The following is a 17,117-nucleotide window of genomic DNA, read 5'->3' as shown; positions in this document are numbered from 1 at the left end:
CAGCGGAACGGACCGGCGCCGCGTCGCCGGGCCTTTGGTCAGCGCGAGGCGACGGAGTCCGGCTCGACGCCGGAATCACCGGTGGAGCCCGCGGAATCCGCCTGCGCCTTGCGCCCGCCCGGCACGAGGATCTTCTTCGCCAGCAGATAGGTGAACGGAATGGCCACGACGGCCGCGACCAGCGGTGCGATCCGGTCGTCCATCCCGGCCCATGTCACCAGGGCGTACAGGCCGACGCTCTGCACCAGGTAGTTGGTGAGGTTGGTGAGCGGGAAGAGCGCGAACTTCTTCCACGTGGGCCGGGTGCGGTAGGTGAAGTACGTGTTGAGGAAGAAGGAGCCGACCATGCTGAGCACGAAGGCGATGGAGTAGGCGGCGAAGTAGGGCATCCACGGGTGCAGCAGCAGATAGCACCCGTAGAACGTCCCTGTGTTGATCCCGCCCACCACGCCGAAGCGGACGATCTGGCCGAGCTGGCCGCGCATCACATCTCCCGTTCGGTCGCCGCGACGCGGGCGACGCGGCCGTCCCGGCGGCCCGCAGCATAGGCGCTGCCGGCGAGGGGGCGGCGCGTCCGGGTGCGGTCGGTCTCCTTGACGAGGAAGTGCGGCCGGCGCTTGGTCTCGTAGTAGATCCGGCCGATGTACTCGCCGATCAGCCCCAGCATGATCATCTGTACGCCGCCGAGCCCGACGATGATCGCGACCAGGGTGACATATCCGGGGGCGCTGACACCCTGGGTGAGGGCGGCCACGACGATCCAGATCACGTACAGCGCGGCGAGACCGGTGAGCGTGAGACCGAGCCAGATCGCGATGCGCAGCGGTCTGTTGTTGAAGGAGATCAGCCCGTCCATGCCGTAGTTGAGCAGGGAGCTGAACTTCCACTTCGTCTCGCCCGCCTCGCGCGCGGCGTTCTGGTAGTCGAAGGTGACGGTGTCGAAGCCGATCCAGGAGAAGAGCCCCTTGGAGAAGCGGTTGTACTCGGGCAGCGAGAGCAGCGCGTCCACGGCCGCGCGCGAGAGCAGGCGGAAGTCGCCTACGCCGTCGGTCAGTTCGACGTCGATCCACTTGTTGACGCCGCGGTAGTAGAGCCGGCTCAGGGCGCTGCGGAGCTTCTTGTCGCCCTCGCGGGTGCGCCGGGCGATGATCTGCTCATGGCCCAGGGCGTGGAGTTCGAGCATGCGCTCGATGAGCTCCGGCGGGTGCTGAAGGTCCGCGTCCATGATCACGACGGCGTCCCCGGTGGCTTCGCGGAGCCCGGCGAGCATGGCGGCCTCCTTGCCGAAGTTCCGGCTGAAGGAGACGTACCGGGTCTCCTTCTCGAACTCGGCGGCGATGGCCCGCAGCCGGACGAAGGTGTCGTCCTTGCTGCCGTCGTCGACGTAGCAGATCTCGTACGTGATGGGCAGGCCGCCCAGCACCTCACGGATCCGGGTGTCGAACTGGTCGATCACCGCTTCCTCGTTGTAGCAGGGGACAACGACGGACAACTTGATCATGAACGTTGGCTCCTGAACGACGAACGCGATCTACGGGACGAGTCGGACGTGCGAGACGTGCGGGACGTGCGCGATGTACGGGGCGTACGGGACGGGCCGGAGGTGCGAGTACGGAGCAGGTGGGCGGCGGTGACGGCGAGCAGCAGCGCCGCGGCGGCCCCGCTCGCCGCCAGACCGAGCCGCAGCCCCGGGGTGCGGTAGGAACAGAAGAGCCGCGAGGCGCCGTCGCCGAGCTCCACGGCCATCAGGCCGCCGAGCGTGCGCGGCACGCGCGCGGGACCGCCGTCGACCGCGCACCGCCAGCCGGGGGTGGCGGGCACGGAGAGGACCGCGGTCCCCGCCGTGCGGGGCGAGAATGCGGCGCCGATGCCGTGGCCCGCGGCGTCCACCCGGTCGGGGCCGGTGGCGCGCAGATGCCGCACGGCCCGTTCGAGCGCGGCGCGGTCGAGGCAGCCGACGGGGCTCTCCGGGATGTACTGGCGCTGCGCCGAGCGGACCCCGACCGCGACCCGGCCGTCGGCGGGGACGGTCCCGAGGCGGTACAGCGGGTTGCTGGTCATGCGGTACTTGCCGACGGGCCGGAGGGTCGTGCCGAGCGCGTCGACCCGGCCGCGCAGCCAGGGCGCGTACCAGTACACCTCCGAGCCCGGGGTGCAGACGGCGGTGAACGTGGTACCGGCACCCGCGCCGTCCGCCTTGAGCGGCCAGCCGCGGCCGGGCACGAGGTCACCGCCACCGCTCCGCGCGAGCGTCGGCACCTCGTAGACCCGCGCGCCGAGCACCCGTTCCTGGCGCGAGAAGAGCGAGACGTCACGGACGGTCCCGTCGAGGGGCGTACCGGACGGGCGCAGGGTGACGACGGGCGGGGCGAGGGCCGCGCGCCGGACGAATCCGTCGGGTCCGGCGTCCGGTTCGAGGTAGCTTCCGACGCCCATGACGGCGCGGCCGACCGGGTCGTTGAAGCTGCGCGTGTGGCGGCCCTGGATGTACCAGCCGCCGCCGAGCCGGTGGAGGGCGTCGGCGGTGACCGCCGGCAGATAGCTGCTGTAGTAGCCACCCCCCTGCCCGGCGAGCAGCATCGGATCGTTGGAGGCGAACGAGTGCGGACCCGGGTCGGTACGGCTCGCGGGCCAGGCGTCCGCCGCCTTCAGCTGCGCGTACGCGGCGAGCGACTGCTCGTCGAAGGTGTGCTTGGGCTTCCACCACTCGATGCCGTCCCGGATCCGTGTCGTGGACAGGACGGTGTAGGAGGAGGAGAGGAAGACGGCTCCGGCCAGGGCCACGGTGAGGCCGCGGCGCACCCGGCGGTCGTCCCGGAAGCGGTCCAGCGCGAGGAGCAGGCCGAGGAGGACGACTCCGCCTGCGGTGAGGATCCAGGGTCCCGTCGTCATGTACGCGGTGGTGCTCACGCACAGGACCAGGACGAGGACCAGGGCGGCGCCGCCGAGCAGCTCCGGGAGGCGGGGCCGGCGGGCGAGCGCCAGCCAGGCGACGCACACGAGCACGGCCGTGAGGGCGATCGAGGCGCGGTAGGGGCTGCCGTTGGGCATGGCCAGTCCGTGCCAGAGCAGGATCGTGGGCTGCCAGACCAGGGAGCCGGCCATCAGCACGATCAGGGCGAGCCAGGCGATCCGCTCCCTGCGCGGCGCGCGGCCGATGAAGGGGTAGGTGGCGACCAGGAGCAGGGCGAGCATGCCGACGGAGACGTGCGGCGCGCGGCCGACCAGGCCGCCCGGGATCAGGTGCGCCAGATAGTCGAGGGGCGCGGGTGGGCCCTGATAGACGGCCTCGGGTGCGGGCTGGGAGAGCTTGCTGGCCCTGAGGCTGACGGTCAGCACGGGCGCGGCCAGCAGGATCCCGGCGCCGGTCATGGAGGCGGCCCGCGCGACCACGCGCAGCCGCTCCGCCGTGGGCCGCCCGTCCAGCAGCACCCGTACGAGCAGGACCAAGCCCATCCCGATCGTGGCCATCGCGGCGGTGTAGAAGTTGCCGGCCCAGCAGACCGTCACGAGCAGCGAGCCGGTCACCCAGCGGCGGCGGCGCAGGCACCAGTCGTAGGCGATGCCGAGCAGCGGAAGGGCGACCAGGCCCCACATCCACATGGGGTCCGAGAATCCGTCGGAGATCATCCAGGCGCTCAGTCCGAATCCGACCGAGAGCAGGGCGCGCAGCCAGGGACTTCCCTCGTGGAGTCGGCCGAGAAAGACCGTCATCATCGCGGCGGCGAGCCCGACACTGAACAGCGTCACCAGAAAGACGGGGAACTCGACACCGTCCCGGGGGAAGACCCCGACCAGCCACGAGAACGGGTTCATCAGATAGGTGAAGAAGTCGGCGAGAAAGGGCGTGCCGTATCCGCTGGCCCAATTGAAGAACAGGTCGCCATGGGTCTCGCCGTGCATCAGGTCCCAGAGGCGCGCGTGGAACGGCACGAACTGATTCCCGAGGTCGTTCACCGCGCGGGATCTGCCGCCGAAGGGGTACGTGCCCTGCACGGCCATGGCGAGGCAGTACGCCCCCATGGCCGTCACGGCGGCGAACCAGGGCGCGGTCCGCCGCGCCCTGAGGTCTCTTCCGAGCGCCGGCCCGGTCCGTGTCACCTCAGGCGAGGAATCGCCTCCTCGCCGGCCGGCGCCCTTCTCAAGCGAGGGATTCAGCACGGCGGACATCCCTGAATTCCGAACTCCTGGTCGACATTCGAACGGCCCGTCACTTTCCCTCGTCCATTTATGCACAAACAGGTTATGACCCGATGCGCACACATCTCTTGGAAGAGGACGGAGCCGATAGGGTTGCCCCTTAAAAATCGACGAATCCGATCGCGGAGCGCCCCGTCATCCGGGCGCGGACCCCCACCCGGACGCCTCCCACCCCATCGGACCGTCGGAAAGTGAACGCGAGGTGCCGTCGAGGCAGCCTGCGCACGAAAATGGATCGAGGTGCCAGTGCCTGACGTCTCAGTGATCGTCATCGCCTACAACGACGCGGAGCGTCTCCCGACGGCCGTGCGATCGGTGTTGGACCAGACACTGCGGAGCGTCGAGGTCGTCATCGTCGACGACTGCAGCGGGGACCGCACCTTCGAGGTCGCCCAGGAACTGGCCGCCGCCCAGCCGGAGCGGGTCCGGGCCTACCGGCTGCCGGAGAACAGCGGCGCGGGCGGCGAGCCGCGCAACGTCGGCATCGGCCACGCGCGGGGCCGGTACGTGATGTTCCTGGACAGCGACGACGTCCTGGAGCGCAACGCCTGCCGCAACATGGTCGCGGCCGCCGAGGAGACCGGCGCCGACCTGGTCTCGGGGCTGTGCGTGCGCCTCACCAAGGACACCCGGCACGAGAAGCGCAACGAGTGGTACGCGTGGCTCTACTCGGCGACCCGCACCCTGGAGTCCGTCACCGAACTGCCCGACCTGTTCGTCTGGGACACGCTCTCCACGAACAAGTGCTACCGCCGCGACTTCCTCCTCGACAACGGCCTCCGCTTCCCCAAGGGGATGTTCTACGAGGACCTGATGTTCGTCGCCGACGCCTACCTCGCGGCGAAGAAGATCACCCTCATCCCCAACCAGGTCTACTTCTGGCACGTCTACGAGCAGGCCGAGGTCAAGTCGGTCACCAACAGCCGCCACGAGATGGTGAACTACCGGCACCGGCTGGAGATCCACCGCCGGATCGACGCGCTCCTCGACCGGCACGGTCTGGAGGAGCTGCGGGCCGCCAAGGACGTCAAGTTCCTCAAGCACGACCTCGTCCTCCATCTGCGTGATCTTCCCTTCCGGGACGAGGCCTACCGCCGCGAGTTCGCCGAGCTCTCCCGGCCGTACCTCCAGGGCCTGGACCGCGAGGCGTACGGCAAGGCGGCCAAGATCCAGGCGATCTGCGCGTACCTCCTGGAGAAGGGCGACTGGGAGAACCTGCTGCCCGCCGTGGACACCCTGATCCACCGCGACAAGGTCTCCTCCCCGCTCGCCCGGCGCGACGGCCGGGTCTACTGGTGCGCCGAGCACCTCGACGACGCGTTCGGCCGGGAGGTCCTCGACGTCACCGAACTCGGCTATCACCAGAAGCCGATCGACAGGCTGTTCCTGCGCAACGAACTCACCTCCTACACGGAGTCCGACGGCACCGCGCGCCTCGCCGGCCGGATCACCAACCCGCTGGGGATCGTGGCCCCCGGGGACGCCCTCACCGCCGAGCTGGAGTTCCGCGCCCGCCGCCGCAGCCTGCGGACGTACCTCTTCCCCATCACCTCGCTGCGCCACGACGGCGAAACGGTCCGCTGGGAGACCGAGGCCGACATCAGCTCGACGCTCCGGCCCCTCGGCGTCATCGACCCGGTGTGGGACGTCCGCGTCATCCTCCGGGCGAACGGCGTCCGCACCCGGACCCGGCTCACCGTCGACCAGCACGATCTGGGCGGCGGAGCGCTCCCCGTCAAGCCACGGCTGACGCGCCTGGTGGGCGACCGCATAGAGCCGCACCCCACCGCCAAGGGGCATCTCGCCTTCCGTCTGGTCTCGTCCAAGGGCGACAGTGACCGGATCGAGGAGTTCGTCCAGCGCGGCCTGCGGGGGAAGCCGGGACAGGTCGCCAAGTCCGGCCTGCGGCGGGCCAAGGCGCTGCGCAAGACCCTCACCTCCGGTGAGACCAAGCTGCGGCTCTACCACGAGGTGTACAGCCGGCTGCCCGTGAAGAAGCGGACGGTCGTCTTCGAGAGCCAGCTGGGCAAGCAGTACAGCGACAGCCCGCGCGCGATCTACGAGGAGATGCGCCGCCAGGGCCTGGACTTCCACGCGGTCTGGTCGTACGCCGGAACACCCGAGGACTTCCCCGAGGACGTCCAGCTCGTACGCCGCTGGTCGCTGCCGTACCTCAAGGCGCTGGCCCGCGCCGAGTTCTGGGTCGACAACCAGAGTTATCCGCTGAAGCTCACCAAGCGGCCCGAGACGACGTACATCCAGACCTGGCACGGCTCCGCGCTCAAGAAGATGGGGTTCGACCAGCCCAGCCTCAAGGCGCAGACGCGGCAGCAACAGGAGGCCCAGCAGGAACACCTCGACCGCTTCGACCACTTCCTGGTGCGGTCGGAGCACGATGTACGCACCCTCGCCAAGGCCTTCCGGCTGAAGGACCGGACGCTGCTGCGCTCCGGCTACCCGCGCAACGACGTGCTGGTCCAGGCCCGGCAGCGTGAGGAGGAGGCGGGGCGCCGGGTGCGCGGCCCGCTCGCCGAGAAGCTCGGCATCCCGGCGGACCGGACCGTGCTGCTGTACGCGCCGACCTTCCGCACAGCGGGCAAGGCCAGCCGCTTCGCGCTGCCCTTCGACGTGGAGCGGTTCGCCGAGGAGTTCGGCGACCGCTACGTGCTGCTGGTGCGGGCCCACTACTTCAACCACGTGGTGCTGCCGCCCGATGTCGAGGGCAAGGTCGTCGACGTCTCCTCGGAGCACGACGTGATGCCGCTGATGGAGCTCGCCGACGCGCTGATCACGGACTACTCCTCCGTGATGTTCGACTACGCGCTGCTCGACCGGCCGATGCTCTTCTTCACGTACGACTACGAGACGTACGTCCACGAGGACCGCGGGACGTACTTCGACCTGCTGGAGCACGCGCCCGGCCCGGTCCTCCGCACGGAGGACGAACTCCACGCCTCGCTGCGGAACCTCGAGTCCGAGGGCAGGGAGTACTCCGACGCGCGCAAGCGTTTCGTGGCCGAGTTCGGCGAGTACGACCAGGGCGACGCCGCGCACTCGATCGTCCAGAAGTTCTTCTCCGGGTGGAGCCGTCGATGACCGAGACGATGCAGGCAACGACCGGGACGACGACCAGGGACATCGTCCTCGTCTCCAACAGCGTCGACGAGATCGGCGGCATCACCAGCTGGTCGCACCAGATGGCCCGGCTCTTCAGCGAGCGCGGCCACCAGGTCCATGTGGTCGGCATCGTCCCCGCCCCGGAGGAGCGACGCGCGGACCTCGGTACCGATCTGCCCTACCGGACGACGACGCTGTACGACGCCCATCCGCCGGTCCTGAAGCCGCGGCGCGGCGTGAAGGGCCGGCTCGACCTCGTCGAGCGGCGGCGCAGGGCCTCGCGCGCGTCGGGCATGCGCAGGGAGGCGGCGAAGCTCACGGGGATCCTGCGCTCCGTGCGCCCGGGTTCCGTCGTCGTCGTGACGCAGGTCTGGGCCATGGAGTGGGTGGCCCTCGCGGACACCTCAGGGCTGCGGGTGATCGGCATGAGCCACGAGTCCTTCCAGACGTGCCGTGCCTCGTCCCGCTTCCAGCGGGTCAAGCGGTACTACCAGGACGTGGACCGGATGCTCGCGCTGACGCGGGAGGACGCGGACCTGTGGATCCGCCAGCGCTTCGACCACGTCGGCGCCATGCCGAACCCGCTGCCGTTCTTCCCCGACGAGCCGTCCCCGCGTACGGCCAAGGCGGTCGTCAGCATCGCCCGGCTGCACGAGGAGAAGGGTGTCGACCTGCTCCTGGACGCCTGGTCCGAGGTCGCGCCCCGCCACCCCGACTGGGTCCTGCGGGTCCACGGCTCCGGCGAGGAGGAGCAGGCGCTGAAGGCGCAGTCCGCCCGGCTCGGGCTGACCGACTCCGTGGAGTGGATGGGGCGTACGGACGACGTGCCGGGCGCGCTGCGGGGCGGCTCGCTGTTCGCGCTGTCCTCGCGGGGCGAGGGCTTCCCGCTCGCCCTGATGGAGGCGATGGCGACGGGCGTGCCGTGTGTCGCCTTCGACGTGGCCCCGGGTGTCAGGGAAATCATCGCGGACGGGGAGAACGGGCTCGTCGTGCCGCCCGGCAACACGGGTGAGTTCGCGCGCAGGCTCGACGAGCTGATCTCCGACAAGGAGCTGCGGGACCGGATGGGCGAGCGGGCCCGCGTCGACATCCAGCGGTATTCGACGGACGAGATCGTGGCGCGCTGGGAGTCCCTCTTCGCGCTGCTGGAGCGCTAGGGAGCCGAGGGGCCGCCGGAGGCGCGAGGCCCCATGGACGACGAGGGGAGGGCCGCCGGTGACCGGCGGCCCTCCCCTCGTATCGGCTGCGTACCGGCCTCGTACCGGCCTCGGATCAGGCAGAGACGCCGCGGCGGGCCACCCAGCCCGCCCAGGCGGAGTCGATCATGTCGCGGACGTCGTGGCGGGCCTTCCAGCCCAGCTCCGTGGCGATGCGGTCGGCGGAGGCGACGACGCGGGCCGGGTCGCCGGGGCGGCGCGGGGCGACGACGGGCGCGGCGGAGTGGCCGGTGATCTCGTTGATCAGGTCGATCATCTCGGTGACGGAGACGCCCTCGCCACGGCCGATGTTGACCGTGAGATCGCGCGGCTCGCCGGCGGCGGCCCACTCGGCGAGCTTGCGCGCGGCCACGAGGTGCGCGTCGGCGAGATCCTCGACGTGGATGTAGTCGCGGACGCAGGTGCCGTCCGGGGTGGCGTAGTCGTCGCCGAAGATCCGCGGGGCCTCACCGGCGTCGAGCCGCTCGAAGACCATCGGGACCAGGTTGTAGACACCGGTGTCGGCCAGCTCGGGGGTGGCGGCGCCCGCCACGTTGAAGTAGCGGAGGCAGGCCGTGGAGATGCCGTGGGCCTTGCCGGCCGCGCGGACCAGCCACTCGCCGGCCAGCTTGGTCTCGCCGTACGGGCTCAGCGGCAGGCAGGGCGTCTCCTCGGTGACGAGGTCGACGTCGGGCATGCCGTAGACGGCGGCCGAGGAGGAGAAGAGGACGTTGCGCACGCCGGCGGCGGCCACGGCCTCGAGGAGAACGGTGAGGCCCAGCACGTTCTCGCGGTAGTAGTGCAGAGGCTGCTCGACGGACTCGCCGACCTGCTTCTTCGCGGCGAGGTGGACGACGCCCGTGACACCGTGCTCGGCGATGGTCCGGTCGAGCACCTCGCGGTCCAGGGTCGAACCGACCACCAGGGGCACGCCCTCCGGGACCCGCTCCTCGTAGCCCGTGGACAGGTCGTCGAGGACGACGACCCGCTCCCCCGCCTGCGTCATGGCGCGGACCACGTGCGAGCCGATGTATCCGGCACCACCGGTGATCAGATAAGTCATAGCGCCCACATTCCTCTCCTAAGCACCGCGGAAGAGCCTGCGTAGCCTGGCTCCGACTGTCCGGAGTCCGTCGCGGACCCCGGGTGCGATCCGCACCGCGAGCGAGCCGTTGGCCGTGGTGTACTGCTGCACCAGCAACACACCGTACCGGCTGCTGGGCCGGACCCACCGGCGCTGCCGTTCCTCCGGCAGCCGCAGCGCGGTCACGAAGGACTCGCCGTCCGCGCAGCCCACCGTGATCCGGAGGTCCCAGAGCTGGAGGCCTCTGTCTCCCCGGCCGCGGCCGGCCAGCGCGAGGGCGGTGAGTCCGGCCGGGACGCGGCCGGTCCAGCCGCCCGCCACCTCGCGCAGCTCGGCCCGCTCGGTACGGACGGGCACGTCCGAGCCGCGGGGCAGGAACGAGACCTGGGCGGTACGGGGTACTGCCGCGCTCAGCCTGCCGTACAGATCGCGCACCGTGAACCGCAGCTCACCGCCCCGGTCGCCGTACAGGGCGGCGTCGACGACCACCGGGAGGGCGGCCGGCGGCAGGGCGTCGATGCCGTCCAGTTCCGCGCCGGGAAGGTCGTCGGACCAGACGGCGGCGCTTCCGCTCCGGGCGTACGGCGGGAGGAGCCGGGCCGGGTCGGCGGCGAGCCGGGACAGTCGGGTCAGGTCCCGGGGCTCGTCGGCGGCCAGGATGAAGCGGGCCATCCAGCGTGAGGGGGCCGCCGCCGCGGCGAGGTCGCTCTCGTCGAACGTCTTGAGGTGTTCCCGGGTCGCCGCCCACCACTCGCTGCGGTACGCGGCGTCGCGCCGCCTCAACTCGCGGGCGTACAGGCGCAGGTCGTGTTCGAGGAACTTGGTGCGGCAGGCGGCGGCGAGCTCGGTACGGCCGGCCGCCTCGAAGGTCTCGACGGCGGTGCGGTGGGCGGCGACCCTCGCCTGCCAGTTGGTGACGCCGTCCCGGTCGAGGGAGATCGACAGATGGGCGGCGGCGCGGCGCACGTGCCAGACGTAGACCGTGTCGGGGACCACGGCGACGCGTGGCGCGGCGGCCAGGACGCGCGCGGTGAAGAGGAAGTCCTCGTAGACGCAGTGGCCTTCGGGGAAGAGGATGCCGTGCTCGGCGAGGAACGACCGGTCGTAGACCTTGTTGACGCAGAGCGTGTCGTGGACCAGCGGGGTGAGGTCCGCCGCCGTCTCCAGGAGGGCCGGCTCGTGGTAGAGGGCGGGCTGCCAGCGCACGTCGCGGCCTTCGGGCAGCTCGCGCCGTACGCAGGCGCCGACGGCGACGGGGGCGCGATGGCGCTCGGCCGCGGCGACCAGCGCCTCGGCAGCCCCCTCGGGGAGGATGTCGTCGCTGTCGAGGAATATCACCACGGGAGCGGTGACCGCGCGGACGCCGTCGTTGCGCGGGGTGCCGCAGCCGCCGCTGTTCACCGTGCGGTGGACCACGCGCAGCCGGGGGTGGAGCGCGGCCAGCTCGTCCAGGACCCGCGCCGTGCCGTCGCTCGAACCGTCGTCGACGGCGATGACTTCCGCCACCACGGGTCCCTGGTCGAGGACGGACCGGATCGCCTCAGCGACCAGGGCCTCGTCATTGTGTGCGATTACCACGACACCGAGTTTGCCCGCTACCTGAGGCGGGGTGACGCTACTCACATCGGGGATCCTACGGGACGCGCGCCCGCCGCATCGCGCGCCGGGCTGCGTTCGTCCCGGGCGCTCCGGGCCCCTCCGGGAGGGGGGCCGTCACCCGTCATACTGGATACGTTCACATGTCCGTATGTCCAGGTTCAGGAGTCGACCGCAGTGCGCAATCCCGAGGCACCCCGGCTGCTTGGGGTCTACCGCCGAGCCATACCGGAACGCGTGCGGAAGGCCATCGTCGCGCAGGTCGACGCCGACGTCCGCCGCCGTCTGAAGATCCGGATCGCGAACGGCACGGCCGCGGCCGAGCGGCTGCGCAGCGGCCGGGTCGCCAAGCGGTACGAGGCGCTCACCGCCGCCCCCGACCGCGCCGTGATCACCGTCGGCCGCGAGTCGAAGGTCGCCCTGGTCTCCACCGGGATCACCCCGCTGGAGGCCCGCCGCGCGAACCTGGACTCCGTGCTGAGCGCGCTGTCCGGTGCGGGGATCGAGCACTTCTGCGTACGGAGCCAGTCGGACACCGCCGCCGCCGTGGCCGTACGGGCCGAGGACCGCGCGGCCGTCATCACGGCGCTCACCGACGCCTGCAACCGGCTGCCGGGCTATGTCGCCCCGGTCGGGGGGAGCAGCGCCGTCTCGGCGACCTCCCAGCCCGGCTTCGAGGCGGCCACCTGGCAGCGGCTGCGCGACGCCGACGTGCTGCGTCTCACCTGGTACCGCACCGATCCCACGCATCTGCTGAAGCTCGGTGACCGGTACGGCTGCGACGTGGAGTTCTGGCACGAGGAGGACGGCGAGCTGGTGGCGCCGAGGCCCGGCAAGATCGCCTCCGCGCTGCCGCTGCGGGGCGAGACCGTCACCGTGCCGGAGTCGTACTTCACCAGCCTCGCGCCCCGCGAGTCGGCCGACGCGGCCCAGGTCCCGGCCCGCGCGGAGACGGCCGTCGTCCACACCGACGAGGTCACCTTCCCGATCGACGTCGTCTACACCTGGGTCGACGGCTCCGACCCCGCCTGGCTGCGCCGTCGCGCCGAGTTCTCGGGCGAGGCCTACCACGCGGAGGCGGCCAACGCGGCGCGCTACCTCAGCCGCGACGAGCTGCGGTACTCGCTGCGCTCGCTGCACATGTACGCGCCGTGGGTCCGCACCATCTACCTGGTGACGGACGACCAGCAGCCCGACTGGCTGGACGCCGAGGTCCCCGGCCTGAAGGTGGTCAGCCACAAGGACGTCTTCCGCTCCCCCGACCTGCTGCCGACGTTCAACTCGCACGCCATCGAGAGCCAGCTTCACCACATCGAGGGGCTGTCCGAGCACTTCCTCTACTTCAACGACGATGTGATGCTCGGCAACGAGGTCACCCCGCAGGACTTCTTCCACTCCAACGGGTTGACCAAGTTCTTCCCGTCCCCGGCCCTGGTGCCGCTCGGCGAGCGGACCGTCGACGACCCGCCGGTCGCCGCGGCCGGAAAGAACAACCGGCGCCTGATCGAGGAGCGTTACGGCGCCGTCCTGGTCCAGAAGATGAAGCACATGCCGCACCCGCTGCGCCGCAGCGTGCTGACGGAGATCGAGACCGAGTTCGAGGCCGAGTACCGCCGTACGGAGGCGAGCAGGTTCCGCAGCATCGACGACATCTCCATCTCGTCGTCGCTGCACCACTACTACGCCTTCCACACGCAGCGGGCGGTGCCGTCCCAGCTGCCGTACGCGTATCTGGACCTGACGCATCCGTGGACGGAGACCCGGCTCGGCCGGCTGCTCGCCAGCCGCGACAAGGCCGTGTTCTGTGTCAACGACACGGTGTCGACGGAGCAGGACGTGACCGAGCAGAAGGACTTGATCACGCCCTTCCTGGAGGCGTACTTCCCGGTGCCGAGCCCGTACGAGAAGTAGACACGAGGGCGGGTCCGAACGGCCCGCCCTCGCCGTCACACACGACGAAGGGGCGCCAGGACCTGATCGGTCCCGGCGCCCCTTCGCGTTCGTCGTGCGTCAGTCCCGCTCGTACGGCGAGCGGACCGGGAAGTACGCCTCCAGGAACGCGCGCAGCACGCGGTCCTGCTCATCCACCGGAACCTCGGCCTCCGCCGACTCGCCGATGCAGAAGACGTCCCGGTGCCGGGCCGCCAGGAGTCGGCTGAGCATCACGTGGTGCTTGTAGTCGCCGATGTTGGCGTAGCCGCAGGAGATGCCGCCCTGCGCCGCCTTGCCCGTCAGGTAGGCGTAGTGGTGATGCAGCGACGAGGTGATCGAGAGGTCCGCCCGGCCGCGGAACGGCGTGGCGGCCGTCTCGCGGGTCCGGTCGGGCCAGCGCTCGCTGATCTCCTCCAGGACGCTCCGGCGCAGCGGGTGCGGCGTGTGCAGGAAGCCGTGGGTGGCGACCCGCCCGAACTCCTCTTCCAGCAGGGCCTGGTTGTTCTTCGCCGCCACGAAGTAGCCCTCGGTCTCCTCCGTGATCTCGCCCGGCGGGACAGCGGTCGGCGAGCGGAAGAACAGGGAGTTGCCGTTGGACTGGAAGAACTTGTTCGGCGCCAGCGGACGACCGAAGAAGACGTCGTCGTTCACGTACAGGAAGTGCTCGGAGAGCCCCTCGATGCGGTGCAGCTGGGACTCGATCGCATGCGAGTTGAACGTCGGCAGCCACAAGGGGTCGGCGAAGATCTCGCTGTGGCTCACGACCTGGATGTCCGGGTGCTCGGTGTTCAGCCACGACGGGGTCTGGTCGTCCGTGACCAGGAAGATCTTCCGGATCCACGGCGCATGGGTCGCCAGCGAGCGCAGCGAGTAGCGGAGTTCGTCGCGGTTGCGGAAGCGGACATCGCCCGCTTCGGCGCCGTCGACGGGGAGGCCGTGGGCCTTCCGCGCGGCGTCGCGCTTCTGGCGCCACACCGGGTCCGTGTCGTCCACCCAGGTGTAGACGGCGTCGATGGGAAAGTCGACGTTCCACATCAGCGACTTCGTGAAGACGTCGGACGTCGGGTAGTCGCGGTCGCCGACGGTGATGCGGGCGGACTCGTCCAGCGAGGGCAGGCGCGGACCGACGAGCGTCGTACCGGTGGGCGCGGCGAACCAGCCGCTGTCGTCCAGCGACCAGAACTCGACGCGGCAGCCGTAGGCGGGCCCGTACCGCAGGGTCCGGCTCTCGCTCACGAGCGGCCGGAAGACACGGACGCCGTCGACGTCGGGGGCGGCGGTGAGCGATTCGGCCAGGACGGCGCCGGGGGCGGCCGTCCGAGGGGTCACGAGCTCGGCGTAGACCGGGCGTCCGCTCGTCTCCGTGCCGAGCGCGCGCAGTGCGCGTTCACGGTCGTCGGCGCGTACGGCAAGGCGGTGGCTGACGGTCGCCGGGTCGTGCAGGAGGATGTAGCGCACGTCGTGGCGTTCGAACGCCTGGGCACAGAGTTCGAGATTCATCTCGCCCATGCGCCAGGCCAGGGTCTCGTCGCTCACCTCGGCGAGCCGGCCCGCGGAGCGGACCAGGGAGGTGCGGTCCTGCGCCTGCAGGATGACCTCGCGCGCCTTCTGCTCGTCGGACGACGGCGAGAGCTTGCTGATCGGAGCCGAGAGGGCGAAACTCCGGCTGCCTCCCGCCGCGATACGGCGGGCGACGCGGTCGGCACGGTCGGCGACCCGCCCCGGCTTGTCCCGTTCGGCGAGTATCCCGGCGAACAGCTCGTCCCACTGCCCCGTGATGATCTCGGGGGCGAAGCGCTCGCGCGCTCCGGCGCGCGCGGCGGCACCGTAGGCGGCGCGCAGTTCGTCGTCACCCATGAGCCTGGACATGGCGGCACCGAGCGAGGCGACGTCGTCGGCGGGCACGAGCAGGCCGTCCACCTCGTGGCGGACGATCTGCGACGGTCCGGTCAGGGCGTCGTACGCGACCACCGGGACGCCCGCGGTGAACGCCTCCAGCATCACCAGTCCGAACGACTCCACACGCGACGGCATCAGGCAGATCGCCGCCTTGGCCCACTCCTCCGCCATCTGCTGGCTGCGCCCGACGAGTTCGACCCGGTTGTGCATCCCGAGGCCCTCGACCAGGCGGCGCAGATTGACGAGCTGGGGACCGTCACCGAACAGGCGCAGGGACCAGTCGGGGTGGTCGTCGGCGATGTCGGCGAACGCCTGGACGGCGTGGTCGAGCTGCTTCTCCGGCACCATGCGGCCGGCGACCACGATGGTCTTGCTTCCGAGGTCGGAGCGGGGCCGGTAGCCGTCGGGCATCGCGTTCGGGATGGTGGCGAGGCGAGGAGCCGAAGCGCCCAGCGACTCGGCGAACCAGTCGGTGGTCAGCTCGGTGAGCGACACGAGGGCGTCGAGCTGCGGGGCGTGGGTGAGCAGCGGCTCTCCGGTGGCACCACGCAGCTGGGAGACGCGGTGCTCCTGGTGGATGGTCACCACGCGGGAGGGCACGAGCGAGACGGCGGCCGCCATGAGAGCGGGCGTGGTCGTGATGAGAACATCGGTGTCGATGCTCGTCAGGGCCGCCGTCATCTCGATGTCGGACAGCCGGTCGAAGGTGGGCTCCCACGACGTCTGGATCAGCTCGCTGGGCAGCGAGGCCAGGGCCTCACACTCCTGGGCGGTGAGGGACGACGCACGCACCGGTCGCGGCGTACGGCCCGAGCGGTCCACCAGGTAGCGGATCGCAAGGCCCTTGGCCTCGGGCAGGAACGGCTCCGACTCGGTCTTGAAGACGCTGAGGATCTCGACTTCGTGGCGGGGCATGAGCTGAGCGGCCTGGGTGTAGGCAGCCATCTCGGTGCCGCCCATGGCGTCGCCCCAGGTGAGCAGAATGGTGATCTTCATGCGACTTCCTTCGCGCCGTCATGGGCGCCTTCGAACTCAGCGCAGGAGACGGCGAGCGCTCCGGCCGACGTGATGTAGGCATGTACCCGCAGGAGCGAGCCGTTCTCCAGTGCGATGATACGGAACGAGGTACGGAACACCTGATTCCGTCGACGCACGTCAGTCAGCCTCCGCGCGATCTTGAGACGCGTACGCCCGTGCTGAAGCTGGACGTCCCATCGCTGGGTGCGCCGCCCGGACGCCATGGCAGCAAGGGGGAGATCAAAGGTGAACGCGTCTCCTTCCCACTCGACGGGCGCCTCGACCACCGCACCGCTGCCGCGTCGGACGGCCTGGGCCGCATAGGAAGCGGGAGCGGCGTGTGAGGCGATCAGCCGGCCACGCACCGTGATGCGATCCCAGCGAAGGTCGAAGGAGTCGAGTTCGGCCTGGTGATCCGGAGCGCGCACCTTGAGGATCGCGAGGCCGTCGACGGACCTCATGAGCCGGAACTGGGCACCGCTGCGAGGAGAGGGTGAGACCGGCAGGGTCGGCCCGTCCGTCGTCCGGACCGTCGCCGCCGCCACACCGGCGCGCACCTCACGGCCGTCCTCACCGACGATCACGACGCTCATGCGCCACAGACCACTGGAGAGCGCGATCCCGGACGTGCCGGTCTCGGGGTGGGCGGCGTGCGACAACGCCGTCGTCGCTGTCAGCAGACGGGAGCCGTCACTCTGGGGTTCGGATTCCAGCGCGATCCGGTGGCGCTGTCCGCCGCGAATCAATTCCAGATTCGCGGATGCGATGGCGAGGGCACCAGGGGCGAGCAGGGCCACGTTCATCGTCCGGCCGCCAAGGACCGAGAAGTGCACGGGGCGAAGAAGGGGACGGGGCCGGATCCCGCTGCCGAGAGCGGGCGCGGTATGCAGTCGCTCGACGCGGCGGCGCATTCGTACAGCCACCCGGCGGGCTCGCTTGGCGGCGCCCACCGCGTAGGGCAGCAGTGAGTCACTCACGGCGAATCCCGGCTTCCATTCTCAGCTGACAGTCAGCGGCACATGCTGTCAAGGACGAAGTTCAATGGCAAGTTGACTCCTGATTTGACCATTATGTGA

General features: G+C 70.5%; 10 protein-coding genes. 3 read left to right on the top strand and 7 right to left on the bottom strand.

Annotated features, from left to right (window positions below):
• Positions 1 to 38 precede the first annotated feature (38 nt).
• The 3 genes from ACFY8U_RS19560 to ACFY8U_RS19550 are packed head-to-tail and all read right to left on the bottom strand — an operon-like array spanning position 39 to position 4,023.
• The gene (locus ACFY8U_RS19560; RefSeq protein ID WP_389571690.1) at positions 39 to 485 is read right to left on the bottom strand and encodes a GtrA family protein; all 447 of its coding nucleotides are present in this window, start codon (positions 483 to 485) and stop codon (positions 39 to 41) included.
• A complete protein-coding gene (locus ACFY8U_RS19555; protein WP_389571688.1) occupies positions 485 to 1,501 on the bottom strand; it encodes a glycosyltransferase family 2 protein in 1,017 nt (338 codons plus the stop codon). The genes ACFY8U_RS19560 and ACFY8U_RS19555 overlap by 1 nt, the downstream gene beginning before the upstream one ends.
• Entirely contained in the window at positions 1,498 to 4,023 is a 2,526-nt protein-coding gene (locus ACFY8U_RS19550) for a YfhO family protein (protein ID WP_389572097.1), read from the bottom strand. The genes ACFY8U_RS19555 and ACFY8U_RS19550 overlap by 4 nt, the downstream gene beginning before the upstream one ends.
• 423 nt (positions 4,024 to 4,446) lie before the next feature.
• On the opposite strand from ACFY8U_RS19550, the gene ACFY8U_RS19545 reads away from it, so the two are divergent.
• Entirely contained in the window at positions 4,447 to 7,296 is a 2,850-nt protein-coding gene (locus ACFY8U_RS19545) for a CDP-glycerol glycerophosphotransferase family protein (protein ID WP_389571685.1), read from the top strand.
• The gene (locus ACFY8U_RS19540) at positions 7,293 to 8,474 is read left to right on the top strand and encodes a glycosyltransferase (protein WP_389571682.1); all 1,182 of its coding nucleotides are present in this window, start codon (positions 7,293 to 7,295) and stop codon (positions 8,472 to 8,474) included. Before ACFY8U_RS19545 ends, ACFY8U_RS19540 begins: the two co-directional genes overlap by 4 nt.
• 115 nt (positions 8,475 to 8,589) lie before the next feature.
• Here the strand turns inward: ACFY8U_RS19540 and galE are convergent, their stop codons facing one another.
• Together galE and ACFY8U_RS19530 are read right to left on the bottom strand one after the other, a co-directional pair.
• A complete protein-coding gene (gene galE / locus ACFY8U_RS19535; protein ID WP_389571679.1) occupies positions 8,590 to 9,576 on the bottom strand; it encodes a UDP-glucose 4-epimerase GalE in 987 nt (328 codons plus the stop codon).
• 18 nt (positions 9,577 to 9,594) lie between these two features.
• Positions 9,595 to 11,175, bottom strand: a complete 1,581-nt coding sequence (locus ACFY8U_RS19530; protein ID WP_389571678.1) for a glycosyltransferase family 2 protein — start codon at positions 11,173 to 11,175, stop codon at positions 9,595 to 9,597.
• 195 nt (positions 11,176 to 11,370) lie between these two features.
• Between ACFY8U_RS19530 and ACFY8U_RS19525 the strand changes: the two genes are divergently transcribed.
• The gene (locus ACFY8U_RS19525) at positions 11,371 to 13,104 is read left to right on the top strand and encodes a stealth family protein (protein ID WP_389571677.1); all 1,734 of its coding nucleotides are present in this window, start codon (positions 11,371 to 11,373) and stop codon (positions 13,102 to 13,104) included.
• Between the two features lie 99 nt (positions 13,105 to 13,203).
• Here ACFY8U_RS19525 and ACFY8U_RS19520 read toward each other — a convergent pair whose 3' ends face one another.
• Both ACFY8U_RS19520 and ACFY8U_RS19515 read right to left on the bottom strand, forming a co-directional pair.
• Entirely contained in the window at positions 13,204 to 16,020 is a 2,817-nt protein-coding gene (locus tag ACFY8U_RS19520) for a stealth conserved region 3 domain-containing protein (RefSeq protein ID WP_389571674.1), read from the bottom strand.
• Positions 16,017 to 16,844: a hypothetical protein gene (locus tag ACFY8U_RS19515; RefSeq protein WP_389572095.1), complete on the bottom strand. Its 828-nt coding sequence runs from the start codon at positions 16,842 to 16,844 to the stop codon at positions 16,017 to 16,019. The genes ACFY8U_RS19520 and ACFY8U_RS19515 overlap by 4 nt, the downstream gene beginning before the upstream one ends.
• Positions 16,845 to 17,117 lie beyond the last annotated feature (273 nt).

Origin of the sequence: Streptomyces sp. NPDC012508, assembly GCF_042902595.1 — a bacterium.
Lineage (GTDB): Bacteria > Actinomycetota > Actinomycetes > Streptomycetales > Streptomycetaceae > Streptomyces.
This window is presented reverse-complemented; position numbering and strand designations above follow the sequence as displayed.

What these genes read in the sequence shown, in the direction of transcription:
- ACFY8U_RS19550 (WP_389572097.1), bottom strand. Translation starts at nt 4,023, where the DNA reads ATGGGGGCGTACTGCCTCGCCATGGCCGTGCAGGGCACGTACCCCTTC.
- ACFY8U_RS19560 (WP_389571690.1), bottom strand. Translation starts at nt 485, where the DNA reads ATGCGCGGCCAGCTCGGCCAGATCGTCCGCTTCGGCGTGGTGGGCGGG.
- ACFY8U_RS19515 (WP_389572095.1), bottom strand. Translation starts at nt 16,844, where the DNA reads ATGAACGTGGCCCTGCTCGCCCCTGGTGCCCTCGCCATCGCATCCGCG.
- ACFY8U_RS19520 (WP_389571674.1), bottom strand. Translation starts at nt 16,020, where the DNA reads ATGAAGATCACCATTCTGCTCACCTGGGGCGACGCCATGGGCGGCACC.
- galE (WP_389571679.1), bottom strand. Translation starts at nt 9,576, where the DNA reads ATGACTTATCTGATCACCGGTGGTGCCGGATACATCGGCTCGCACGTG.
- ACFY8U_RS19540 (WP_389571682.1), top strand. Translation starts at nt 7,293, where the DNA reads ATGACCGAGACGATGCAGGCAACGACCGGGACGACGACCAGGGACATC.
- ACFY8U_RS19555 (WP_389571688.1), bottom strand. Translation starts at nt 1,501, where the DNA reads ATGATCAAGTTGTCCGTCGTTGTCCCCTGCTACAACGAGGAAGCGGTG.